Here is a 26,729-nt window from a genome sequence, read left to right as displayed (position 1 = left end):
TATGTCTACAAAAAACAGAGAAAATAATTCTTTTTTAAAAATTAGAAATATAGAAGTTGTTTTCAGAAATAGTGGTCATAAGTTTTATGCTGTAAAACAAACTTCGTTAGATGTTCAAAAAGGTGAAATATTTGGTTTAGTAGGAGAATCTGGTAGTGGTAAAACAACAATAGCAAGAGCTATAGTTGGTGTTCAACCTTTATATGATGGAGCAATTTATATGGATGAAAAATTAATTGCAGGTAAACCATCAAGTTTATATCAATTGAATAGACAAATAACTAGAAAGTTATTTGATATGAAAAGAAAAATGAACTTCACAAGTATTTATTTAAAACAATTTATTGATATATTGAGAAGTTTTTATGAAAGAGATAATTCTCTTTCAAGTATAACAAAAAAAGAATTTTTAAAAAAATTTAAATTATCAAGTGTAGAGTTTATAGATGATGTTTTTCTATCAAACTTAAAGCACGTAAATGAGATCATAAATAACCAAGAAAGAATAATTAGATTTATATCTAACATTCATTCACAAATACCTAAAATTTCACAAGAATTAGAAGATGCGATTTTAGAAAAGCAAGAACAAACCAATGAAGTTGTTTATGAAATAAAAGAAGTTTTAGCAAACAACTATAAACTTATTCATCCTTTAGTAAAACATAGGAAAAAAATGGAAAAAGATGAAGAAGTCGATATGAATAATGTTGTTAAAAAATTACTAGTAAGTATTGAAGAAATTGTAAAACATCACAAAGAAACAATTAATAAAGTTGATGTTGCAGTTAATATTCAAAAAGAGAATGAATTACTAACCGCTCCGGTTACAATTAAAAATAAAGTTATTAAAGAATACTATAAAAAATTATATGTATTTAGAGAAGATTTTATTAAAGAATGCGAAAATCAAATTGCACGCTTATCTACACTTCCAAATTATGAGAATAACCCAGAATATATTAAAGCTTTTCATCATAAAAAAGATTTTTGATCAAAAGGAAATATAAATATAAGTTGTTTATTCCTAATTTTAGAAGAATTTAAAAAAGAAGAAATAAACTATGATTTATTAGACAAGCATAGCAATAATTTATTTGAAACGGATTTTGAATTAAATATTAAATTAGCTATTCAAAATAGATCATTTGATAAAAAAGATTTACAAAAATTAGAAAAACAATTAAAATACATTGATAAAATAGTAAAAAGAAATGTTGTTAAAGATAAAAGTGCAATCGAAGATTACTATAATTGAAAAAATATTAATAAGGAAGTAAACAGCGAAATAAATGAAGATGAGTTAGAAAAATTTATTGAATTCTTAGAACTACCTTCTATTGATAGATTGGTAAAAAAATCTTTCTTATTTGAAAAAATAACTAGTAAGCAAAAACGCTTAAATAGAAAAAATACCCAAATGATTTTTCAAGATCCTGGAAGTTCATTAAACGATAGAATGGCTGTTGAAGAAATTATTGGAGAGGGTTTAATTAACTTTCCAAAAACATATAAAAATCCAGAAGTAGTGAATGAGTATTTATTAGATTACAACCAAAAAAATCCTAATAATAAAATTTCAATAGATCAAGTTAAGTACAGAGATGTTAAAAAATATTTAATTTTAAAGGCTTTAACTTCTGTGGGGTTAATACCAGAACATTTGTCAAGATATCCACATGAATTTTCAGGAGGTCAAAGACAAAGAATTGGAATTGCTAGAAGTTTAATTCTTAAACCAAAAATTATCGTTGCAGATGAACCAATATCTGCATTAGATGTTTCAATTAGAGCGCAAGTTCTTAACTTGTTCAAAAAATTCCAACAAGAATTAGGAATTACATTTATATTTGTAGCTCACGATTTATCAGTTGTTAAATTTATTGCTGATAAAATTGCAGTTATTTATAGAGGTCAAATTGTTGAAGTAGCTGCGGCTGAAGAATTATTTAATAATCCACTTCATCCTTATACAAGATCATTATTATCAGCAATTCCTCAACCTGAACCATCAATTGCAAAAGAAACTAAAAATATTATTTATAACCCTGAGCAAGAGCATTTTGATTATGTCTTTGATTTACCAAAATTAGTTGAAGTTTCTCCTGGTCATCAAGTATTTTTAAATTCTAGAGAACTTGCAAATATAAAAAAACAAATACAAAATAAATAAAATTAGCAATCTTATTCATAATAAAATATGAATAGAAAGGAAATAAAAAATGAGAAAATTAATGTCAAGTTTATTGGCTATATCTTTAGTTTCTACTTCGTCAGCATCATTAGTTGCTTGTGGAAAAGCAAAAGATCCAGCCAAAACTTTTAAAACAGCATATACAGCAGAAATTTCAAACTGAAATACTGCTTATTCTGCTAGTGGAGAAGATTCACAATTTACTGCATCAACAAATGCTACTTTATTGGGAATAGATAGTTATGGTAGAACTTATGGAGACTTAGTAGACCCAAGTTCTAACCCTAATTACGGATCAAGTGATAAGTCATTAGCTAGTCACCCAGGTTCAGATAAAAAAGTTTATCAATATAAAATTAGATCTAATGCAACATGAAGTAATTTCAAAGGAAAATTAGTTAGAAACATTGAAATGAATGACTTTTTAAATACAGCTAGATATGTATTAAATCCTCAAAATGGTTCAGCTGTTTATTCTTTATGAGCAAGTTTCATCAAAGGAGCAGAAGAATATCATGATGGTTTAAAAGATTTAATTGAAGAAAAAGGAGATAGTTTTAGTGATGAAGATCTAAAAAAATATGAAGATGATAACTTACTAAAAAAAGTTGGTATTGCGGTTAATGATACTGATAGAACAGTAACATATACTTTACAAAGAGATATGCCGTATTTTGAATCATTATTAACTTATCATGCATTTTCACCAATTCCAGTTGAAATGTTAGATATAAACTCAAACATTAACACTGATTATACAAAAGGTTTATATTCAGGAGAATACATTCCAACTAGTCATGTTAAAGAAAGTTCATTAATCTTAGACAAAAACCAAAATTATCACTTGAAAGATGATGTACATGTAAATAGAATAAGATATACTTTCTTAGGAAAATCAGATGCAACAACTACAAGAAAATTATTTGAAGGTGGAAGTTTAAGTTCATTTGGACCAAGTCAAGCAGACGAAGAAGGATTCCAAAAATATGTAGGAGACATTGCAAATCCAAAAGCTACTGATGGATTAGCAATGTATACAACATCTGCTGGTGATTATTCATCAGTTATTAACTACTTTAACTTCTTCAACTCAGATATATTAAATAAAAAAATAAATGATAAAAATATAGCATTACTAAAATCAAGATTATTCCAATTAAAAAGTGTTAGAGAATTTTTTGCAAAAGACATTAATAGAAGTTATTATTTAAAATATGCAACTAACCTTTATGATGGGGCAAACAATAAATATTCAAATTATCTTAGAAATGCTTATGTACCTGATGGAATGCACTCTGAAGAAGCTAGTCAAGTTGAAGCAGGACATAGTAGCGGAATGAACACTAGTGGTAAAAAAGGATATGTAGAATATTTATCAGAGCAATTAAAAACATCAGAAAGTGTGAGGTCAGCTGAATGAGCAACTGTTAATAAAGCAGCAGACGGTAAAGGTAGTGCTGCAGAGAAATTCTCATATGATTGATTAAAAGACGGAGTTGATCCATTCTATGTAGGTTCATTTAATGAAGAAGATATGAAAGCTGGAAAAATAACAGATCAACAAAGTAAATTAATACAAGCTATGTTAAAAGACATTAATGCTGATACTAATTTAAAAAGTTACTTTAAAGTTTCAGGTAGTGATGGTAGTCTAAAAATAGATACTAGTGTTGCAAAACTTCCAGTAAATATAATAATGACTCAACAATCTGGATCTCAATCAGAAGTAAGATTACAAAAAATGTGAGATTACTTCAATGCAATTCCAAATAACCCATTTGAAGTTAAATTATTATATCAAAACTCTTATCAAGACTTTTTAAGTCTTGTTAGAGGGGGATACCAAGACTTCTCCGGAAGTTCATGAAGTCCAGATTATGATGATCCTTATTCATATGTTCAAACATGAGAAACAGGAGAAATTTATGATCAAATGTATATGCATAGAGGTTCTCTATTCATTTCAAATAATCCTGACCCAAAAACTAATGCTGTTAAAGTTAACGGAGTTAATGTAACAAATGTTAACCAAAAAGATGAAATGGGTGAGTTTGTAATTAAACAAGAAAGCGACTTACAACAAGCTATGGACCCAGGAGTATTTGTAAAAGGTTCATCGTGAGCGTTATTAGAAGCAAGTAGAGCTTATGATGCTGGAATAGAAAAAACTGATAAAACAGAAACATCAAGTGATGTTAATGCAGACAAAGATAAAAGATATCAAGGATTTGCAAAAGCGGAATCAAGTTTAATGTATGAAAACTATTTAGGATTATACTACTACAAACCTTTTGCTGGAAAATCATTTACAGTTTCTTACAACGTTCCATTTGTTCAATCAAAAGTTGCTTATGGATTATCTGCAAATAAATTTATAAACTTTAAATTAGTGGATAAACTATTAACACATGAAGAAATTGAATACTTAAGAAATGAATGAGAAACATTTACAAAAGAAGTTAGTGCAAACCCAAAATCTCATCAAGATACTGCAGCTTGAAAATCAAGTTAAAAAAGTTTTTAAAAATTAATATTATAAAAAATCACTCATTTTGAGTGATTTTTTATATTAAAATATCATTTATAGGAGTAAAAAAAATGAACAATTTAATAATTGATAAATTAATAAAAGTAATAAATAATACAAAAGCGAATAATAAAAAATTTTATGAAGAATATGGTTGAGAACAGTTGCTACATTTATATCAACAGTCATTAGTAACCGAATATGAATTAAAAGAAATAGATTTCTCTAACTTTGACGGATGAGAAAAAAAAATAATAAATAATCGTATTCATGCAATCTATCACATTAATAAAAATAATAGTGATAAATGAATTGTTGGTTGCCATGGATATAGTAGTTCAAAAGAATCAAGTGCTTTATCAACATACTTATTTGATAATTTGGGATATAACATTATGGTTTTTGATTTTATAAATCATGGGGAATCAATTGATGGTTATGTTTCATTTGGAGTAAATGAACTAAATGCATTGCTAGAAGTTTTAGATCATTTGATAAATAATTTTCAAGTAGAACATCTTGGCTTAATTGGATTTAGTATGGGAGCATTCACTGTAAATTTATTTTCAGTTGCAGATAAAAATTATATCGATAAATATAAAGTAAAGTTTACAATTTCTGACTCAACTTATATGTTTATTAAACAAGTTTTTAAAACTATTTTAGTTTTTTCAAATCAACAGTTTCAAGATTATGTTGAAAGTTTTATGGACAAAATTATTGAAAAATATCAAAAAGATTATAAAATAAATGTATTAGAATATGATATTGTTAAATTAATTGAAAAAAATGAAAAAACAGTTCCAACTCTTTTTATTCATTCAAAAAAAGATTTAGTTACTTATCCAAAAGATAGTGAAGCTTTATTTAAATACCGAACAAAAATCTCTAAGCAAGACCAAATACTATTATTTGATACTGGTGCTCACGTTAAAACCCAACTTGAACACACTAGCGATTATATAAATGCTATAAAAAAATTCTTACAATCAATTGATTTATTAAAATAAGAAAGGTAAAAATCTGGTTATGGAAAATAAAAAAGAGCTTTTAGTAGAGTTAGAAAATGTAAGTAAGATTTTCGATAAAAAAATATGAGCTATTAAAAAAATTAACTTAAGAATTTATAAAGGTGAAGGTATTTCTATAATTGGGCCAAATCAATCAGGAAAAACAGTTTTAGGAAGATTGATAGCAAATCAAATTCCTCAAACTAGTGGAATTATTGAATATAACTTTACAAGAGAATATGCTTTAAGTTCAATTGGATTTCAATTTAGACAAACTGCATGACCAGATGGATTTACTGTTAGAGATGTAATTGAATTGTATAAAGGTATTTATGATATAAAAGATGAAGAGTGACTAGATAAATTATTTACTACTTTTGAAATTAATAATAGATTAGATAAAAGATTAGCAACTTGTGCTGTTTCATGATTACAGTTGTTTTCTTTATTTTTAGCATTTTTACATAAACCAGAACTTGTAGTTTTAGATGAAGTTTCAAATACAATTGGTTTAGATATGAAAACAAAGGTAATTGAGTTTTTAAAAAATTATAAAAAAGATCATAATGCAACTTATGTAATAGTTTCTCCAGATAAATCAATTTTTCAAGCATTGTGTGACAGAATTGTTGTTATGGAAATGGGATTAATTTTATCTGATGACTATATTGATGAAACAACTTTAAATTTTGATTATGATGAATATGCTTATAAAATTTTAGCAGCGATTGAAGCCAAACAAACTACTTTAAAACCAGATCCTGTTTTTAAACCAATTTTAAAAAAATTTGAAAAATATTTAGAAAAGTTTAATGCAGATTATGAAAAGTTAAATTCAAAAGAAGAAATATTAGATTTTTTTGACACTGATAAAATTTTAGTTATGGTAAAAAACATAAACTTTTATATTCAAGAAATGCATACAAAATTTATAACTGTAGCATCAAGTGGTTTAAATCGTTTGTTGATTGAAGAACTTAAAGTAAGTATCAAAAATGTTATAAATAAAATTAAAGAATTATCAAAGACTTGAAAAAAACATCGTGAAGCTTATAAATGAAAATCTTATTTAGATAAGTTTATTCAAAAAATTAAACCATTTTTTTTATATTTAAAAACTGATTTTTATCCAATTTTTAAAAATAAAAGAACAATCATTTATGAAAACGAAAATACAGGAGAGTTGTCAAAACAAGAGTTGACAAAACTTCGTTTTTTAAAGAAAAAATATATTCAAGAAGAAATAAGAATTATGAAATTAGAAGCAAAAATATTAAAACGTCAACAAAAATTAAGAACATTTGGTGATGCAAAAGATATTGAACAAAAAGAACTTGAAAAAGCTTTAGAACAAGAAATAGAAAACACACAATCAGAAGAGATAGTAGTAGGAGAATAGTTAAAAATGTCAAAATGGAGTATTTTTAAGAAATTATTTGTTATGCAATACAAAAACTACATAAGAGATAAGTTTAACCTTTTTTCTGGATGATTTGTAACTATTATTACATTAGTTGGATGACTAACATTTAGAGATACTTCTCAAAGTAGTTTGTCTTATGATCCTTTCGTTTTGGCAAGTGCACTTGGAGTTTGTGGAATTAGAAATTGTATGTATAATTTTGTAAAAACAATTCACGAATTTAGAAAAAAAGACTTTTTTAACAGATTATTTTCAACAAATATCTCAAAAAAATTTATTTTTATGACAATGGTTGTATTTAATTTATCTGCAAATATGGTTGTAACTTTAGTAACCTTAGCAATTGCAATGTTATATCCTGAACAAAGAGAAACTATTCTACATGTCAATTGACCAATATTTTTAGTTGGATATATATTATTATTAATACTTTCAAATTTAATGGCATTTTTGATTGCTTTTTGAACAAAGTCAATTGAATGATGTTTTACAATAGGTAATTTTTATTATTTTGGATCTGTTTATTTACTAGGACTTGGAATTCCTTATAATGTTTTAGTTTCTGAAAAATGAGTAATATATGTTTCGTACTTATTTCCTCAGCGATATATGTCCAATATTATGGCAGCAGGCTGGATAAATGCACCAGACTTCCATTATAAGGGAAATAATGGAAACAATATTGATTTTGGATATGGCAATTTTGCTTGGATACCATATGTGGTTAGTTTATTAATAATTTTAGTACTTTCATTTTTAGTTTTAATAATGTTTAAAAAAGCATTTGAGTTTGAAAATAGAAGATATAAAAAGTTTAAAAATCAACATAAACATTTAGCAATAATTTATGCAATTAATAGAAGTTCTACAGTTGAAGAATTAGAAAGTTTAATTGAAGTTAGAGATAATATTAATTTAAATAAGAAAAAATTAAATAACACTTTAAAAGATTTAAAACATCAAGTTTCAGAAAGGAAAAATGCAAAAAATGGCAAAAAACATGTTGAGCTCAAAAGTAAAAAATAGAATGTATGTTTTTTGAAAGTTTTATCGACTTTCTACAAAAACTTATTTTTGTTCGCCAATTAATGTTTTTTTAGGGATATTTTTATTTTATTTTATAACCTTGATTTGATTATTGTATCGTAGTACTGACCCATTTATTTTGGCATCTGCAACAGGAGCTATTACAGTTAGAAATGCTATCCATATGCTATATCGTAATTTAAATATTCATAGAGAAACTGGATTTAGCTCAAAAGTTGATTTTCTACCAGTTAGTCCATTTCGAGTATTATTTGCAAATATTTTAGCAAATTTTGTTATTGTATTTATTGCAAATTCTGGACTGATTTTAATCACATATTTAGCATATCCTCATCAAAGAACCTTAATTGCAAATGTAAACTGATCAATGTATATTTCAAGCATATTAATGCTTTATTTTTTAATGGTTATTTTATGTTATATAATGTATATTTACATAAAAGACCCAATGGTTTCTATGATTTTAGCAAATGTAATTTATATATTTACATGATATTTTTTAGGTTGTGCATATCCGTATAACATTGTTACTCACTATAAATGGTTGAATATAGTGATGTATGCATTTCCGCCGCGATACATGATGAATGTTATGCAAGCTGGATGAGTAAATGCTCCTGATTTGAAATATGTAGATACTTTTAATACTTCAAGTCATAATTATAGTGTTGAATGAAATTTAGGGGGAAATTTAGCAATTCCTTATGCAGCAACTATTGGTATAATCTTATTTTTTGGATTCTTTTTAGTATTACATTTTTTAATCAAATTAAGAAGAAGAACAAAAGATGACTATGGAACAAGCATTATTTTAAAACTATCAAATCGTTATATTAGAGATATAAAACGTTGTTCAAGTATCGAACAATTAGCAAATTTAAGATCTTCTCATTTAAAAGAGATGGGATATAGCAATGATAACTTATCCTATGATAAAATAATAAAGTGGCAGGCAAAAGATAAAAAACATCATAAACCTAAACACAAATAAAAGAAGAGGTATTTAGTAATGAAAATACTAAAATTAAGTGAAGATAAATTAAATAGTACAGAACAAGCGATAGTTAATGAGATTAATAATAATCCTGATTATTTTTGTTCACACAATATTCAAGAGGTTTCAAGAGCTAGTAATGTAAGTTCAAGTACAATGACAAGAGTTTGTCAAAAACTTGGTTTTAAAAGCTTTAAAGCAGCACAAATGTTTGTGTATGAAAAATCAAGAATGCAAACAGAATACTATAAACTTGGTGAAGATAAGACTCCTGAACAAGTTATTCATAACGTAAAAGGTAGTGCTTTATTTACAATTAATGAAACATTAAATAATTTAGACCCTGAATATGCTAATCAAATTGCAAAAAAAATATATGAAGCCAGAAGTATCATAGTTTTTGGTGTAGAACAACAAGAAGTTTCTGCAAACTCATTTGTACAAAATTTATGTAGATTAAACAAAGAAGCTGTTGCTGTTTCAAATATTCACTTATTTGTTCAAAAAGCGGTATTTTTTACAAATCAAGATTTTTGTGTATTTGTTTCAAGGACTGGATGAACTAAAGAAGTTATTGAGTCTGCAAAATGAGCAATTAATAGAGGTATTCCTGTATTAATTTTAACAACTGATCAAGAAACTACTCTTGAAATGATGGGTGAAGAAAATAAAGAATTAATTTATACAATTGAAACTCAAACATTAAGTTATGATAAAATTCAATATCCTGCAATATCATCACTTCCTGGAGAACTAATCATTTTTGATGTATTGTTTAATATTGTAGTTACTAAAAATAAAGAATATCGTGAGAAATTTCAAAAAACTAGTGAGATTTCACTAAGATGAAACTTTGAAGGACATTTATAATATGCCAACAAATGAAGAATTATTAAATGAAATTGAAAAATTAAAAAAAGAGATAAATATTTATAAAGAAAAAGAAGATTATATTAATCAACAATTATCTAGATCACAAGAAATGTATAAAATTGCAAAACACAATGCTCAAAAAATTATTATTAAATCTGTTGATATTGCATATGAAATCAAAGACGAAATGGAAAAGTGTTTAAATATTATAAAAAACCAACCTAATAATTTTCAAAGCATTGTTGAAAAATTTTTAGAAGATAATGGTGAAGTTTTTAATTATTCAAAAGAAGAAGTTGAAGAAATTGCTCAAAAAATTGTTGATAATATCAAGATTTAATCTTATATATTGTATAATTATTAAGTTAAATAAAATTAAATATTAAAGTTGTTAAGACACAAATTTATATAAATTATTTTCAGAGAGTTAGTGTGTGGTGTGAACTAATAATGATCTATAAATTTATCACTTAACTATAACGGGAGAAGAAAAGGTCAACTTAGTAGAACTCCACGCTGATAGCGTCAAAATCATAAGAGATATATGACTTTTTTGTTATATAAAAAGGATGGTACCGCGTTCAAACGCTCCTTACTAGGAGCGTTTTTATTTTGAAAGGAAATTAAAATTATGAATAAGAATTATAAAGACACGTTATTGATATCAAATACAGATTTTGATATGAAAGCTGATTTAAAAACAAAAGAACCAATAATGCAAAGAGAATGAGAAAAATTAAATATATATAATAAAAAAATTGAAGCAAATAAAAATAAACCACAATTTGTTCTTCATGATGGACCTCCATATGCAAATGGAAATATTCATGTAGGACATGCTTTAAACAAAATTTTAAAAGACTTTATAGTTAGATGAAAAAACTATACTGGATTTAAATCACCTTATATAATGGGATGAGATACTCACGGTCTTCCAATTGAAACAGCTGTTACAAAGTCTGGAGTTGATAGAAAATCAGTTCCACCAGCTCGATTTAGAAAACTATGTGAAGAATATGCTTTAGGACAAGTTGAAATTCAAACAGAACAATTTAAAAGATTAGGAATATTTTCAGATTATGATGTTAAATATATAACTTTAACAAAAGGTTATGAATCAAGTCAGTTAAGATTATTTGCAAAAATGGTAGAAAAAGGATTAATTTATCGTGGATTAAAACCAATTTATTGATCACCATCAAGCGAATCAGCGCTTGCTGAAGCTGAAATAGAATATAAAGATGTTAGAAGTCCTTCTATATATGTTGGTTTTCCAATAGTAAATAATGATGAGTTTAAAGATACTCACATTGTTATATGAACAACAACTCCATGAACATTACCTTCAAACCAGTTAACATGTGTTGGTAAAGATATTGACTATGTTCAAGTTGCAGTTGAAGGAAAAAACACAAAATATATTTTGGCAAAAAAACTTTTAGAAGAAGTTAGCGAAACTATTGGTTGAGAAAATGTAAAAGTTTTAAAAGAATTTAAAGGAGAAAAATTAAACAACATTTATTATCAACATCCTTGATTTGATGACAAAACTGCACCAATTTTTTTAGGAGATCATGTTAGTGATGAAGCAGGAACTGGATTAGTTCATAGTGCTGGGGGATTTGGTGAAGATGACTTTAATATAGTTACAGCAAACGGAATGGAAGCATTTGTTCCAATTGATGACCAAGGAAAATTTAATAGCAAAATTAATGATAAAAGACTTGAAGGGGTATTTTATGAGGATGCTAATAAAATAATTGGTGTTGAACTAGAAAATAAAGGTTTAGCTTTAAAACTGAAATTTGTAAAGCACTCATATCCACATGATTGAAGAACTAAATTACCAATAATTTATCGTGCAACAAGTCAATGATTTGTTAGTTTAGATAAAGTAAAAAAAGAAATTGATGATGTAATTGTTAAAAATGTAAAAACTCAACCTGAATGAGCAAAAGAAAGATTAAGAAATATAATTGGCGATAGAAATGATTGAACAATTTCTAGACAAAGACTTTGAGGAGTTCCGATTATTGCTTTTTATGATAAAAATTTAGAACCAGTATTTGATTATAAGGTTGTAAATTATGCAGTTAAAGTTTTAGAAGAAAAAGGAACTAACGCATGATTTGAGCTTGATGCTGACGAATTTTTAGAACCAGAAAATAGAAACAAAGGTTGAACAAAAGAAAAAGACATCTTGGATGTATGATTTGATTCAGGAAGTTCTAATATTGCTTTGGAAGATAACTTCAAGTTAGCAAGACCTTATGATGTTTATTTAGAAGGAACAGATCAATATCGTGGATGATTTAACTCATCAATGATTAACTCAGTTGTTTATGATGGTAAACCAGCATATAAAGAATTAATTTCTCACGGAATGACAAACGATGAGCAAGGTAAAAAAATGTCTAAATCAATCGGAAACACAATTGATCCTTTAGAAATTGCAAATGATCTGGGAGTAGATATCTTAAGGTTATGAGTTGCTTCTGCTGACTATACTGATGATCAAAAATTAGGAAAAGAAATTTTAAAACAAGTTAGTGAAAATTATCGTAAGTTAAGAAATACATTAAGATTTTTATTATCAAATTTAAGTGATTTTGATAGTCAAAAAAATTATCAAAATGAATTTAAAGATGTTGATTTGTTTGCTTTACATAATTTAACTACTGTAAAAAATAAATTTATAGCTTCATTTAATGATTATAATTTCAATATTGCATTAAAACATCTTAATAACTATGTTGTTAATGATTTATCAGCATTTTACTTAGACTTTATAAAAGATATAGTTTATGTTGAAGGTCAAGATTCTGTAAGAAGAAGACAAGTTCAAACAGTTATGTATGAACAATTATGAGCATTATTGGATATGTTAAAACCAATTTTAATTCATACAGTTGAAGAAGCTTATAAAAATATAAAAAACTTACAATTAGAAGAGTCTATTCATTTATTAGATTTAAGAGAACAAAACTTTTTGAAAGACAATGAGTTTGTAGATAAATGAAAAACAGTTTTGAAATTAAGAGATGATGTTAATGAAGCATTAGAAAAAGCAAGAAATGAAAAAATTATTAAAAAAGGTTTTGAAGCAAAAATAACTTTAAGTTTAAAATCTGAATATGATTATATAAAACAAATTGATGATTTAAGTCAAATATTAATTGTTAACTCGATTGATTTTGATGAAAATGCAAAAGATGCAAATAACAATAATGTTGCTGCTGTAAAAGTAGAATTAAAGCAAGGTTTAAAATGTGAACGTTGTTGAGCTATATTTGATCAATTGGTAGAAGATATATGCCAAAGATGTTATGATGTTATTAATACATAAAAGGAGACAATAAGATGGAAATTATTGAAAATATTAAATTATTTTTCAAAAATCATAATTATGCTTGAAGATACAAATTAATCTGATGTTTACCTTTTTTAATCCTTCTTGCTAGTTTTGATTGAATCACAAAAATTATTGTTTCATCAAAAATGGAGTATTTGGCACAACCTACTGCTTTTATTCCAGGTTTATTAAAATTCCAATACATAATTAATCCAGGGGCTGCATTAAGTATGAATGCAGGAAAACCTTCTGTTGCAATTGCATTAGCAGCACTTGTTACAATTGCTTTGATTATTGTATGAATATTTTGTTATCCAAAATTTTGAACCCAGTCTGTTAATTTAATGTTGGCTGGTAGTTTAGCAAATTTATTAGGAAGAGCATGAGCTCCTACTATTCCACAAAATGCTGGTAAAGATGGCGGAATTAAAGGTGGGGTTGTTGATTTTTTACAATGAGATTTTGATTTTTTTGGATTAACTGATTATACATTTAATATCGCTGATGTCTATGTTAATGTTGCAGTAGGTCTCTTAGTTATCGCTTTAATTATTTTTATTGTTCAAGAAATAATTCTTGGTTTTTATAAAAAACAAGGTGATTTATATGACTTATATCAAAACTTTAAAGAAGATTTAAAACTACTTGAAAGTAAATATTTACAATCTGTGAAAAAACAACCAATAAAAGTACAATTCAAAATGTTTCAAGATTATTTGGCAAATGGTAAAAAAATTAGAAGTGATTGAAAACAAACAAAAATGGATTTTAAAAATAAAAATTCAAAAGAGAATAGTAATTAAATATGGAACCAATTACAATTGAAATTACTACTAATTCTGATCGTTTAGATAAATATGTAACTGATTATTTAAAACAAGATTATGATTTTTCAAGAAGTTATGTTCAATCTTTAATAAAACAAGGTTTTATTAAAGTTAATGATAATTTAGTTTCATCTAATTATAACTTATTGATCGGAGACATAATCACAATTGATCCAAAGTCTCCTGAAGAATTAAATGCTATTCCTCAAGATGTAGATTTTGAAATAGTTTATCAAGATAAAGATATAATCGTTGTTAATAAACCAAACCACTTAGTTGTGCATCCTGCAATAGGAAATCCTGATAAAACACTTGTCAATGGATTATTATTTAAGATTAAAGATTTATCTTCTATTGGAGGATATTTAAGACCAGGAATAGTTCATCGTTTAGATAAAGATACAACTGGTTTAATGATTGTTGCAAAAAATGATAAAGCACACAAAAGATTAACAGAAATGTTAGCAAATAATGAAATTTATAAAGAATATTTAGCACTTGTCCATGGTAATGTTGAGCCAAATAAAGGAAAAATTGATGCACCAATTGGAAGAGATAAAAATAATCGAAAAAAAATGACAGTAACTGAAATCAATTCAAAAAAAGCAGTGACTAATTTTGAAGTAGTTAAAAGATTTGATAAATTCTCCTTGCTAAGCTGTGTTATTGAAACAGGAAGAACACATCAAATTAGAGTTCATATGGCTTTTATAAAACACCCAGTGTTAGGAGACCATTTATATGCATTTAAAGAAGATAAAAATATTGAGTTTGGACAATTTTTGCATTCTCATAAATTAAGTTTTGATCACCCTGTAACAAATGAAAGATTTGAATTTTCTTGTGAATTACCAAAAGAGTTTAATGATAAAATAGTAGAGATAGAAAAATAGGTGCATAAAATGTCAAATAATAATAATGACTTAAGATTAACATTAGTTCATTATCTAGTTAAAGTTGAAAAATATAAAGTAAATGCTGAAATAAGTGATGATTACAATGTATATCTTTATAATAAAAAAGCACAATTTAAAGTTATTGCTTTAACAATAGGAGAAGCTTTAGAACATGATGAAAAACTAAATAAATTAGTTAATTCATTAAAAGGTTCAAAAAGAGAAAAAGTTGATACTTTAAAGATTGCGATTTATGATGGAAGTCAGCAAGGAGTAGTTTGTATCTCTTCGTTAGACGAAGCAAGAATGAATCTAAAAAAGTATTTTCCAAAAATCACATCTTTACAAATTAAACAAGCAGAAGTTGAAGAAGAAAATTTAAGTGAAGAAGAACTTTTAGAAACTCTTACAGATCCAAGTGGTTCATCAAATATCAAATTAAAAAAATTAGTTGGAAAAATGAATTCTAACAGTGCGGTTTCAATATTTATTTCTGTAGCATTTTGTATTTTACCAGTTATTTGTTTACTATTATCTTCATTTATTAGTGATGCATGAATTGGTGTTAATGGTACTAGTGCAACAGCAATGTTTTTTGGCGGAACAAATAAAGCATTAACAATTATTGGTCAACAATTTTGAAGAATTTTTACTTATATTTTTAATGTTCAAGGTAACGGAGTTGTTGCATCAGCATTTCAATTAATTTTTTTAGGTGTATTTGTCTTAAAAGTTACAAAATACACAGAAGGATTATTAGGAACTTTAAAATTTGCATTTGTAATTTTTATTACTTATCCATTAGTTGGATTGTTCTTATCTGTAATGTTTCCTTCACCAACTTTTAGTGGAAACTTAATATTACCAGCAATGGTTGTAGGTAGTTTAGGAGTAACAACTTGATCAAAAAAATCAGATACAATTGTATTATTTTCAAAAAATAGATTAATTTATCCTTTAATAATCATGCTTATTTATGTTCTATTTATTACTGTAAGTGAATATGATGTTGTATTAATTATATTAGGTTGTGGAGTATCTGCATCTATAACATTATTATTTACATATGATTATAAAAATATTGATGGATATATTATTTTGCCAGTTTTAATATTAGGTATTGCATTTGTAGTGCCGGTTGTATTTATTTTTATTCCTTCTTATGGAATAGCACCTGATTTAAATGCATTATTAGCAATGTTATCTTATGCAAATCATAAAGTTTTTAGTGCTGATTATTTAAATAAAATAATTCATGATTTGAATGGATGAAACTATTCACTTCAATCATCTGGAGTGGATGCAAGTTCTTATGTAATTTCTGCATTTATTTAAAAGAGAATTTTAAAATGAAAAAAAGAAATGATTATATTGATTGAACAACTTATTTTTTGGCGATGGTTGAATTAAACGCTATGAGAAGTAAAGATCCAAATACTCAAGTTGGAGCTGTTGTTGTAAATGATTTAAATCATATTATTGCATCTGGATATAATGGTTTACCAAGAGGTTTGAGTGATGATAATTTTCCATGAGCAAGAGAAGGTAATTGAGAAGAAACTAAATACCCATATGTAGTTCATGCTGAATCGAATGCAATTTTAAGTGCAACAACTAGTGTTAGAGGATGTATTATGTATACTTCACAATTTCCTTGTTTTGAATGCGCAAAAATTATTGTTCAATCGGGAATACAAACAGTAATTTATTCAGACAATAAATACGAAAATACAATTAAAGATGATGTAGCTAAAAAAATTTTAAAAACTGCAAAAGTAAATTTAATATATAAAGAGGCTGTAAAAGTAAATATAATCAAAAAATAAATTAGACAACTAATTTATTTTTTATTTAAATAAATATATTAATTACAAATAAATTAATATAAAATGAAAATGTAATTAAATAGCATTTGTATAATCTAACATATAGGGTTAGAGTATCTACGTTGGACCTATCCAAACACTATAAATTGCTTTTTAAAAGAAATTATTCGCAAATTATATTTAATTACACGAATTATACTAAAATAAGAATTTGTCTATTTAATTAAGTGTAATTTTTTTTATTTTTAATTCAAATAGATAAACAATATGGAGGAAAAATGTCAATAGACAATAATGATATTAAAATCAAAGAAGCTAGTAAGTCTAAAATGAGATTTGACAATGAAAACTCAAAACTTGCTAAGTTCTTTGGATTTAAAAAATTTAATACAACTTTAAAAAAAGAAATCATTGGTGGAATTAGTACACTTCTTGCAATGATCTATATACTATCTGTTGAGCCAGAAATATTAAAATATGCTCCAAGTGTTGATGGTGGAGCAAAATTAGATGGTAAAGGAGTATTTTTAGCAACTGCAATTATTGCTTTTGCAGCAACTTTTGTAATGGGTATGGTTTCAAATATACCTGTTGCACTAGCACCAAGTATGGGTGTAAATGCTATGTTTACATATAGTGTCGCTATGAAAGGAATCGGATATCAAGGTGCGTTATTTGCAACAATGATATCAGGTGTTCTATTTTGTATAATAAGTATTTCAAATGTTAGAAAAATGCTTATCAAAGCTTTACCAAAATCTTTACATATTGCAATTGGTTTAGGAATTGGATTTTTTATCGCTTATGTAGGAGTAGCTAATATAGGTTGAGTTAAAATTGGAGATGAAAATACAGAAATAAGTGGTTTACCAGTAGCTACATTAAATAATTTTAAAGTATTTTATCCAGCAATAATTATAGGAACATTGGTATTACTTGGAGCAGTAGTATTACACTTTAAAAAATTTGTAGCTCCAATTGCAGTTATGATGTTGGCGGGATTTATAATTGCAGTTATACTTGCAAATGTACTTCCAAATAATGATGTAATTAAAAATTCATTTGGTACTGCAAAATTTAACTCAAATTGAGAATATAAATCAATGTTTAATGGATTTGTAAATAATATTAAATCAACATTTAACAATGCAGGAAATTTAGCAATTTGAAAAAGTCCTACTATGTATATATCAATATTTGTATTTACTATTTTAACTTTCTTTGATGCTACAGGAACATTAACTTCAGTAATGGTAGAATCAAATAAAAACTCACCTTATGAAAGAGAAATTCCAAAATCTGCAATGATTATTGATGGAGGATCTACAATTTTCAGTTCATTTATGGCAATTTCTCATAATGCAGTTTATGCAGAAAGTTGTGTTGGTATTTCTCAAGGAGCAAGAACTGGATTTTCTTCAATTGTAACTTCAATTGGATTGTTATTAAGTATTGCTTTATCACCATTATTTACAATGTTACCATCATGTATAAGTGGTGCTGCAACTGTATTTATTGGAATAATTATGATTTCAAATATAACTGAAATCGAATGAAAAAAACCAGAAATTTCATTAGCATCATTCTTTATCATATTATTTATGATAATTACATATAATATTGCTGTAGGAATTGGTTTAGGATTAATAACTTATACAATTGGATGTTTAGCAACTAAAAAAGTTAAAGAAGTACATCCAATTATATGAGTCTTGGATGTTGTGTTTATCGCATACTTTATAGCTTTTGCTTTTATTCAATAATTTATAAAACACTTAAATCTTATGTAGTAATTTGCATAAGATTTTTTTTTTTTTTTAATTTTTATGCTTTTTACCCCTGTCAATAACTAATCAATTTTTCCCAAAACTTTATTTTTAGAGTTTTTGTAAAATATTCAATTAGTATATTTTCATGGACTATTGGTTTTAATTTGCTTATGTGTTTTTTGTATATCAGAAACACTTTTATCTTCATAAGCTTCTTTATAAGTTGAGTTTTGTTGAACTTCAATTAAAGGCATTCATTCACTAAATGAGTTTGAATATAACTGCCCATCAAAAGTTTCTACTACAAAGATTTTTGTTTTATTTTTATAAAAGACTGGCTCGCCATTCGAATGTGGTAAATAAAATTTATTTTGGTATTTTATTGTAGATCCTTTATTAATAGTTCTTTCAAATCTTCTTGATAAATAAAAGTCTATGTTTTTATGTTCTTTAAAAATAGAAAAAGAGTTAATGATATTATTTAATTGAAGGGAAAACTGTGAATTATATCTTTTAATATATTCATTTAAAAATGAATTTGCTTCATTTATATCTGATAAATTATTTTCTTTGAGTTCCTTTGGTAGGCGATCTTGAAGTGTATTTCACAACCTTTCAATACGGCCTTTTGTTTGAGGAACACTTGAAGTTGTTAGCTTTATTCCTAAGTTATGACATAAGAATCCGTATTGTGTTAAAGAGTCAGAGTGAAGGTCTGACTCTTTTTCTTTTTGACTTCAAAATACAGTCCTTTTGTCAGTAATTATCTCCTTTGGAATCCCATACTCCAATAAAACTTTTTTTGTTATATTGTAGTATCCCATAAGAGTTTCTTCTTTATCAAAATATAAAGCTAAAACTTTACCTGTTGCATCATCTATAAAACCATGTAAATACCATTTCTCATTATCAACTCAGTAGTGGACTGATGCATCAGTTTGCAAGCGCTCACCAAACTCTGTTTTTCGATTTTGCATAGGATGAATATTTTCTATTGAAAGCAAAGTATTTAAATACTCTCGTTTCTCAAGTTTTTTAATATTTTCATTTTTTAATAAGTTAGTAATTTTTTGTTTAATCATTTTTTTAGTTACTTTATGAATTCTTGGTGAATATAAATTATTCTTTTTTAATAAATTGATTAAGTAAGTATATGAAACACTTATTTGATGGTTTGATCAAAGCTTTTCTAAAAAGTGTTTATAATTATATTCTTCATATTTATTAATGTACAAGTCAATAATTTGATCACTTATTTGATGTTTTATTTTTTTATTTGATATTCTTCCAGTATTTTTGTGGATAAATGCTGTGTAACCATACTTTTTATATTTGTTAATTAATAAGTTAACATTTCTTATTGTTTGACAGATTTTTATTGCTGCAGCTTTTTTAGATAGTTTTTCATCAATTACAGCTTTAATTATTTCCATTTTATTTTTTTCATTCATTTTTAAATATCTCCTCATATTTAAATCCCCCATTATAAATTATATATTTGGGAAATTTTTATTTGTTATATATAGGGAAAATATCATATGTTATTGACATTTTTTTTAATTTTTATGCTTTTTACCCCTTTACAAAAAAAAAAAAAAAAGTGTATAAATTATTTAGAAAAGGAAAAAAATATGAATAAATTATTAAGTTTTTTAGGATCGTTTGGAATGATAGCAACTGCTTCAAATAGTGTTATATCTTGTTTTGGAAGTAGTGTATCATTTGGAAGTGGTTTCAAAGATAGTTCTGTTGAGGTTGGTAAAAAAATAACTTTAGATTTAAAAGTTGACAAACCACAAAAAAATGCAGAAATAAAAGCTGAAACAAGTGATGGTGATATTGCAAGAGTAGCACCATCTATATCATCTGATGATGCAGGAAATGGTATTTTTAGTGTTGATATTAGTGGGACTGATGTTGGAGAGTGTGACATTAAAGTAACATATGGAAAATCATCGGCTTCTATAAAAGTTAAAGTTATAAGATTATCTGCACAATACTTAGATTTAGCAACTTTAAAAGATGATGATTTAAAAATTAAACCAGAGATGAATTATCAAACTTATGCTAAAAAAGCAATTTTAAAAAAATTATCAGACATAACAACAAATGACATTAAAGAAAAACAAGATATTATATTCTCTGATTTTGAACAAGCAACTAAAGATAAAGAAGGAAAAATTGTTGCAACAGCAAATGAAGAAATGTCAAAACTTAAAGGAAAAACAACTTTTGTTTTATTATTCAATGAAGCACAAAGTGCTCAAGTTCCAGATATTAAAGTAACAGGAGATGGTGTAGAAAATAACACTCTTACAATTGAAACAAATAGTGACGGTATAGGACAAGAACTATATAGAACAATAAACATACAAGTATTAAATCCAGCAAAAAATGGATATTTACAAACATATGTTTTACCAGCAGCATATTCATTTTATATTGAAGTTTTAGAGTTAAAACAAGATGAAAGTGATAGTTCAAAATATACATTAAGAATTAAAGGAAAAACTTTAACTGACGCAGATGATACACCATACTTTTATTTACAATATATGGCTGAAGAAAAAACTGAACTACAGTTTTTTGTAAAAGTTGTAAAAACTGGCTCAGTAAAATAAAAAATAACCTAAAAAAATAGTATAAATTTATCTATTTTAAATAGGTTTTTTTATTTTTTCATTGAAATGTAGTTTTATAAAATTTTTTGCAAGTTCTTTATATTCACTTTTATACAGTTGTACTTTTTCTTTAACTTTATTACTAGCTCCAAGTGGCAAGTCAACTTGATATTTTTCTTCTAATTCTTCAATATTCATTAAAAAATAATACCTAGCAATTATACTAGCACATGCAACTGCCACTGATATGTCTTCTGCTTTAGTTTTAAATTCAATAGCTCTAACAATTTCTAAATCAAGATTTTTTAAATAATTAAAATATAATTTTTCACTAACAAATTGATCCATAAGTACTGTTTCAATTTTTAACTCTTTATTTTTTTTATAAAAATCTAATAAAGCATTATTATGACAAATTGCTTTTAAGATATGGGTATTTTTGTATTTTGAATAGAGATCATTATATTTACTATTTTCTAAGATAAATACAGAATATTTAACTTTTCTTCTTAACTCATTATAAATATTAAATATTTGATCATTATTTATTTTTTTAGAGTCTTTTAATTTGTTATATATTTCTTTATTATTATATTTAAACTCTTTATCAATATAAGCACAACAAGTTACTAAAGGACCAAAAAAATCACCAACTCCAACTTCATCACATCCTAATGTATTTAAATTATTATAGTTAATATGATTATAATCTAGTTGTTTTTCATTTTTTTTAGATGTATTTGACTTTAAATCATATTTACTTAAAAAAAATGCAGCATCATTTGCTTGAATTAAAACTGTATTATTTGTATAAATACTAATAGTTTCATCATTGTTTGTTTTACAAAAAAACTTAATTAAAGGATTATTTGATTTTTTTTCATAAGTTTTATTATCTTTAATAATTTGATTAATTAATTCTTGATTTACTTTTTTGATACTTATTGATTTCATGCCTTATTTCCTCTACTAAATTATAATACTTTTGACATATATATTTATAATTTATAGATTAATTATTGGTATAATTTTAAAAGTTAGGAGAAAAAATAAATGGTTGTTAATATTGGTCCTTGATGGCTATATGATTTCTTTACAATCTCTATTTTAATCGGAGCATTTATATTTGGTTTAAAAAGAGGTTTTTTAATCACTTTTTATATTTTATTTTTAGAACTAATCGTTGTTATTATCATAACGTTTATTCCTCCTTTATTAGTTAATGCTACAATGGACCCTATTATGAAACTATGGTCTAAATTAGGTTTAGAGGATATATTTGATCAAGTAGGTTCAAAAGTGGGTGATGTATTTTTTGATTTACTAAAATACATTGTCGAAGGTGCTATGGTTGATGGAAAACCAGTGCAATTACCAAGTTTATCATGAGATGGAATGGGAACTTTAATCTTAAAAATTATAACCGGACTTGGATTATATGTTATTTATTGTGTGTTGTTTATTTTTATAATAAACTTAATAGGATTTGCTTTTTACTTTTCTGTCAAATCTAAAATTAGAAAAATTAAAATCTTAGGAGCTGCAGATATGCTACTTGGGGGATTTAACGGACTTGCATTTGGAATGATTTTTGTAGTTTGAATTAACTGAATTTTATCATTATCTTTTTTTGCAACTGAAACTCAAAAATTTGGTATGTTAGATTATAATAGTTTAACAGATGAACAAAAAGTAAATTGAGCTAAAAACGGAAACTCATATAGCCGATATTCCTTATCAAATAAATTATCTGTAAAAATACCACAAATCAAAGCTTTTTCTTATATTTTTACTAATGCATGTATAAGAAAATACATTTTAAACCCAGCTTCAACTATTGTTAGTCAATTAACTTCAAAAGGAATGAGTGTTGATAATTTAGCAAATTTACCACCTGAAGTTTTAGAAACTTATTCGATTTTGGCATTAAAAGGTTATGTTGAAACAAATCCTACAAAAATTCCTATTTCTGTATGTGTTGAGTTGTTGCCAGATGATTCAAGAATTTTATTAAGATTAGTTTCAGAATTAGCATTAGTCTCTACAAAACTTGCAAGTGCTTATTTATCAGGGCAAGATACTGAAAAAGGAAACTCAAGTGGAAACGAAAATGGTGAAAATGGAACAGATGAAAACAACACACCAAGTGATCAATCAAGTATTAAAACTTATAAAACTATAAAAGTAGGATCGGTTACAAATAAAGCCTTTGCAGAAGATCCTAACTATTCAAATAGACCATCAAGTATTGAGATAATGAATGCTTTGGAACAATATAAAGCAGAAAAAGCAATTGAAGATAACGAAGATGGAAGTGGTTTTATGAATTTAGAGAGATTTAAAGACTTTTACGCTTGAGCTGGTGAGGATATAACAAAAAACCCATTTTTAAAAAATAATAGTGTTTTGTTAAATGATAATGCAAGTGATTCAGATAAATTGCTTGGAACTATTTTGAAAAACCCTACAAGTACTTATAATTTATTAAGAAATATCACTTATGTAAATAGATTAACTCAGTATCCAAACGTGCCTGGATTTATACCATCAATTTGATCAAATTTATATTTTACAAAATCATTAGAATTAAGTTACACTTCAGCTCTATATAAATATTTCACAACAGATATCAAAAAAAATTGAGATAATTTAAATGATACTTCAAAAACTAGAATAACAAGAGATGGTGAATCTGGTTATAATGAGTTCTATGGATTTTGAATTCAATATTACTTTGATTTTGCAAAACTAGGTGGTTAGTATGGCGCAAATTGGAACAGACATTGTACAAGTTAATCGAGTTGATTTAACAAATGAAAATTTAATTAAACGCATTTTACATGATGATGAATTTGTCTATTTAGAACAAATTCAAGATATAGAGGCAAAAAAACAATTTGTTGCAGGAAGATGAGCTGCAAAAGAAGCGATTTTTAAAGCAACAAATAAAAATATTGCTCCAAATAAAATATCAATTGGGTATTTAAATAATAAACCAGTAATTTTAAATGAAGAACTAAAATCAATAGTTATTTCAATTTCGCATGAAAAAGAATATGCTATTGCGGTTGCTTTGTATTTGTAGATGGAGAATAAGATATGAAACAATATTTAAATTTAGTAGAAGATATTTTAAAAAATGGAGAAAAAAGAGATGACAGAACGAATACTGGAACTATTTCAAAGTTTGGAGTTCAAACTAGATACGATTTAAGAGAAGGTTTTCCTTTATTAACAACTAAAAAAGTTTTTTTTAAAGCTGTAGTTCACGAAATGCTTTGATTTATTAAAGGTGATACAAATATTAAATATCTTGTAGAAAATGGTGTAAAAATTTGAAATGAATGACCTTTTGAAATTTATAAAAATTCAAAAGACTATCAAAACGAAACTATTGAAGCATTTGTTGAAAAAATTAAAAACGATAGTGATTTTGCAAAAAAATATGGAGATTTAGGTCCAGTTTATGGGAAACAATGAAGAAATTTTGAAGGAAAAGATCAATTTAAATGAGTTTTAAATGAAATTAAAACCAATCCTAATTCAAGAAGATTAATTGTAAGTTCATGAAATCCAAAAGAAGTTGAAAGTATGGCTTTACCTCCATGTCATTCTTTATATCAATTTTATGTTTCAAAAGACGGTTATTTAGATTTACAACTCTATCAAAGAAGCGGAGACACTTTTTTAGGTGTTCCTTTTAATATTGCAAGTTATTCATTACTATTAACACTTGTAAGTTTAGAATGTAATTTAAAACCAAGATATTTTATTCATACAATTGGAGACGCACACATTTATTTAAACCATTTAGACCAAATTAATATTCAATTAAAAAGAGAACCAAAAAAATTACCTACATTAAAAGTTAATTTTGATAAAAAAAGTATTTTTGATATTAGTTATGAAGATATTGTTCTTGAAGATTATCAATCACATCCAGTATTAAAAGGAGTAGTTGCTGTTTAATGGTTACTTTAATATGAGCGCAATCTAAAAACAACGCAATTGGATTAAATGGACATTTGCCTTGAGATATAAAAGAAGAAATGCAGCATTTTGTAAATTATACAAGAGGAAAAACTGTTTTAATGGGTAGAAACACATGAAACTCATTAAAGTTAAAACCTTTACCTAAAAGAAAAAATATAGTTGTTACTACAAAAGGAATAGATTTTATTCATGAGAATCTTGAAATTGTTGATAATTTAGAAAAAGTCATAAAAGACTTTAAAAATAGTGACGAAGAACTTATAATAATTGGTGGAAAACAAATTTTTGATTATACAATTAATTTTGCAGATCGACTTGTGGTTAGCTATATTTTTGATGATTATAAAGGTGATTTATTCGCTTCAGAAATTGATAAAAAAAAATTTAAAGTAATTGGAACAAAAGATTTTTCTGAGTTTCAAGTTAAAATATATGAAAGGGCATTATAATGGCAAAAAAGTTAGAAGAACAAAATGTAAAAAATGAAGTGGCTGTTGAAAGTAATACCAATGAAATCGTAGAATATGACACTTACGAAAAAGATGATAAGAGTGGAAAATTACCTTACAAATTAAGTAAATGAAGATTATTTACAAGTGCTTTAGGACTTTATTTTTTAATTCGTAAAGCAAAAAAAATCTCAAAAAGAATCAAAACTGACCCAAATTCATATTCAGAAGAATATCGTTATAATTGATTTAAGAAAAAAATTTCAAAAGTACTTAGAATCCCAAATATTGAAATGCATGTTTGAGGAATAGAAAATTGATTAGATAAAGGAGTGGTATTAGCGCCAAACCATCAATCTAATCTTGACCCATTAATGCTAATAGTTATAAATGATTTTCAAAAACAACAACCAATCTCATTTGTTGCAAAAATTGAAACTTGATCTACAAAATCAATAAAACACTTTATGAATTTGATAGATAATGTACCTTTAGATAGAAAAAACCCAAGAAGTGCTTTAAATGCAATGAAAGAAGCTAAAGAATTAATTAATGAGTATAAAAGATCTGTTGTAATTTTTCCAGAAGGAACAAGAAGTCAAGGACCAGAAATGAATGAATTTCATGGCGCAAGCATGAAAGTAGCTCAAATGGCTTATGCACCAATTATTCCAGTTTCTATAGTTGATTCATATAAGGTTTATCAAAAAAGAAAAGGGATTATGCCTGTTAAAATAGTTTTTGGAAAACCAATGATGCCAAATAAATTTATTGCAACAAAAACAAGTGTTTTAACAGAAACTGTTAAAAGAGAAATTCAAAAAAATATTGATAAATATAAAGATGTAGATTTAAAATCAAAAAACTTAGTTGTTAAAAAATATGATAAAAAAAATAAAATTTATTATTATTAATATTTAGGGTGAGA

At 25.9% G+C, this 26,729-nt stretch carries 22 protein-coding genes; 20 read left to right on the top strand and 2 right to left on the bottom strand.

Features of this window, described 5'->3' with window-relative positions:
- Position 1: 1 nt before the first annotated feature.
- The 14 genes from oppF (at position 2) to STABA_RS04020 (ending at position 18,732) form a co-directional block, all read left to right on the top strand.
- A complete protein-coding gene (gene oppF / locus STABA_RS06015; protein WP_156006811.1) occupies positions 2-2,173 on the top strand; it encodes an oligopeptide ABC transporter ATP-binding protein OppF in 2,172 nt (723 codons plus the stop codon).
- A 49-nt stretch (positions 2,174-2,222) separates the two neighbouring features.
- Positions 2,223-4,706 (top strand): ABC transporter substrate-binding protein, encoded by a 2,484-nt coding sequence (locus tag STABA_RS04080; protein ID WP_156006809.1) that lies wholly within the window; start codon positions 2,223-2,225, stop codon positions 4,704-4,706.
- Positions 4,707-4,792: 86 nt separating this feature from the next.
- The gene (locus tag STABA_RS04075) at positions 4,793-5,731 is read left to right on the top strand and encodes an alpha/beta hydrolase (RefSeq protein WP_156006807.1); all 939 of its coding nucleotides are present in this window, start codon (positions 4,793-4,795) and stop codon (positions 5,729-5,731) included.
- A 19-nt stretch (positions 5,732-5,750) separates the two neighbouring features.
- Positions 5,751-7,130, top strand: coding sequence for an ATP-binding cassette domain-containing protein (locus STABA_RS04070; protein ID WP_156006805.1), 1,380 nt, complete (start codon positions 5,751-5,753; stop codon positions 7,128-7,130).
- A 6-nt stretch (positions 7,131-7,136) separates the two neighbouring features.
- A complete protein-coding gene (locus STABA_RS04065; RefSeq protein ID WP_156006803.1) occupies positions 7,137-8,180 on the top strand; it encodes an ABC transporter permease in 1,044 nt (347 codons plus the stop codon).
- Entirely contained in the window at positions 8,143-9,192 is a 1,050-nt protein-coding gene (locus tag STABA_RS04060) for a hypothetical protein (protein ID WP_156006801.1), read from the top strand. The genes STABA_RS04065 and STABA_RS04060 overlap by 38 nt, the downstream gene beginning before the upstream one ends.
- An 18-nt stretch (positions 9,193-9,210) precedes the next feature.
- The gene (locus STABA_RS04055; RefSeq protein WP_156006798.1) at positions 9,211-10,065 is read left to right on the top strand and encodes a MurR/RpiR family transcriptional regulator; all 855 of its coding nucleotides are present in this window, start codon (positions 9,211-9,213) and stop codon (positions 10,063-10,065) included.
- Position 10,066: 1 nt separating this feature from the next.
- Complete coding sequence (locus tag STABA_RS04050; protein ID WP_156006796.1) at positions 10,067-10,408, top strand: hypothetical protein; 342 nt, start codon at positions 10,067-10,069, stop codon at positions 10,406-10,408.
- 291 nt (positions 10,409-10,699) lie between these two features.
- Positions 10,700-13,414: an isoleucine--tRNA ligase gene (gene ileS / locus STABA_RS04045; RefSeq protein ID WP_156006794.1), complete on the top strand. Its 2,715-nt coding sequence runs from the start codon at positions 10,700-10,702 to the stop codon at positions 13,412-13,414.
- 14 nt (positions 13,415-13,428) lie between these two features.
- A complete protein-coding gene (locus tag STABA_RS04040; RefSeq protein ID WP_156006792.1) occupies positions 13,429-14,223 on the top strand; it encodes a signal peptidase II in 795 nt (264 codons plus the stop codon).
- A gap of 2 nt (positions 14,224-14,225) precedes the next feature.
- Complete coding sequence (locus STABA_RS04035) at positions 14,226-15,140, top strand: RluA family pseudouridine synthase (protein ID WP_156006790.1); 915 nt, start codon at positions 14,226-14,228, stop codon at positions 15,138-15,140.
- Positions 15,141-15,149: 9 nt separating this feature from the next.
- Positions 15,150-16,478 (top strand): hypothetical protein, encoded by a 1,329-nt coding sequence (locus STABA_RS04030; RefSeq protein ID WP_156006788.1) that lies wholly within the window; start codon positions 15,150-15,152, stop codon positions 16,476-16,478.
- A gap of 14 nt (positions 16,479-16,492) precedes the next feature.
- Complete coding sequence (locus tag STABA_RS04025) at positions 16,493-16,969, top strand: deoxycytidylate deaminase (RefSeq protein WP_156006786.1); 477 nt, start codon at positions 16,493-16,495, stop codon at positions 16,967-16,969.
- A gap of 278 nt (positions 16,970-17,247) precedes the next feature.
- Complete coding sequence (locus STABA_RS04020) at positions 17,248-18,732, top strand: NCS2 family permease (RefSeq protein WP_156006784.1); 1,485 nt, start codon at positions 17,248-17,250, stop codon at positions 18,730-18,732.
- 86 nt (positions 18,733-18,818) lie between these two features.
- Here STABA_RS04020 and STABA_RS04015 read toward each other — a convergent pair whose 3' ends face one another.
- Complete coding sequence (locus STABA_RS04015) at positions 18,819-20,189, bottom strand: ISNCY family transposase (RefSeq protein WP_156006782.1); 1,371 nt, start codon at positions 20,187-20,189, stop codon at positions 18,819-18,821.
- Between the two features lie 180 nt (positions 20,190-20,369).
- On the opposite strand from STABA_RS04015, the gene STABA_RS04010 reads away from it, so the two are divergent.
- Entirely contained in the window at positions 20,370-21,359 is a 990-nt protein-coding gene (locus STABA_RS04010) for a lipoprotein (RefSeq protein ID WP_156006780.1), read from the top strand.
- 36 nt (positions 21,360-21,395) lie between these two features.
- On the opposite strand, the gene rnhC is transcribed toward STABA_RS04010, so the two are convergent.
- A complete protein-coding gene (gene rnhC, locus STABA_RS04005; protein WP_156006778.1) occupies positions 21,396-22,313 on the bottom strand; it encodes a ribonuclease HIII in 918 nt (305 codons plus the stop codon).
- A gap of 99 nt (positions 22,314-22,412) precedes the next feature.
- On the opposite strand from rnhC, the gene STABA_RS04000 reads away from it, so the two are divergent.
- From STABA_RS04000 to STABA_RS03980, 5 genes are read left to right on the top strand one after another with little or no spacing between them, the layout of a single operon-like run.
- A complete protein-coding gene (locus STABA_RS04000) occupies positions 22,413-24,119 on the top strand; it encodes a hypothetical protein (protein WP_156006776.1) in 1,707 nt (568 codons plus the stop codon).
- Position 24,120: 1 nt separating this feature from the next.
- Positions 24,121-24,444, top strand: coding sequence for a holo-ACP synthase (locus STABA_RS03995; protein ID WP_156006774.1), 324 nt, complete (start codon positions 24,121-24,123; stop codon positions 24,442-24,444).
- Between the two features lie 14 nt (positions 24,445-24,458).
- Entirely contained in the window at positions 24,459-25,328 is an 870-nt protein-coding gene (locus STABA_RS03990; RefSeq protein WP_156006772.1) for a thymidylate synthase, read from the top strand.
- Positions 25,328-25,801: a dihydrofolate reductase gene (locus STABA_RS03985; protein WP_156006770.1), complete on the top strand. Its 474-nt coding sequence runs from the start codon at positions 25,328-25,330 to the stop codon at positions 25,799-25,801. The genes STABA_RS03990 and STABA_RS03985 overlap by 1 nt, the downstream gene beginning before the upstream one ends.
- On the top strand, positions 25,801-26,715 hold the full coding sequence (locus STABA_RS03980; RefSeq protein WP_156006768.1) for a lysophospholipid acyltransferase family protein: 915 nt from the start codon (positions 25,801-25,803) through the stop codon (positions 26,713-26,715). Before STABA_RS03985 ends, STABA_RS03980 begins: the two co-directional genes overlap by 1 nt.
- Positions 26,716-26,729 lie beyond the last annotated feature (14 nt).

Origin of the sequence: Spiroplasma tabanidicola (assembly GCF_009730595.1) — a bacterium.
In the GTDB taxonomy this organism is placed as follows: Bacteria; Bacillota_I; Bacilli_A; order Mycoplasmatales; family Mycoplasmataceae; genus Spiroplasma_A; species Spiroplasma_A tabanidicola.
Note: the sequence above shows the minus strand (reverse complement) of the source record. Positions and strands in the feature narration are given on the sequence as shown.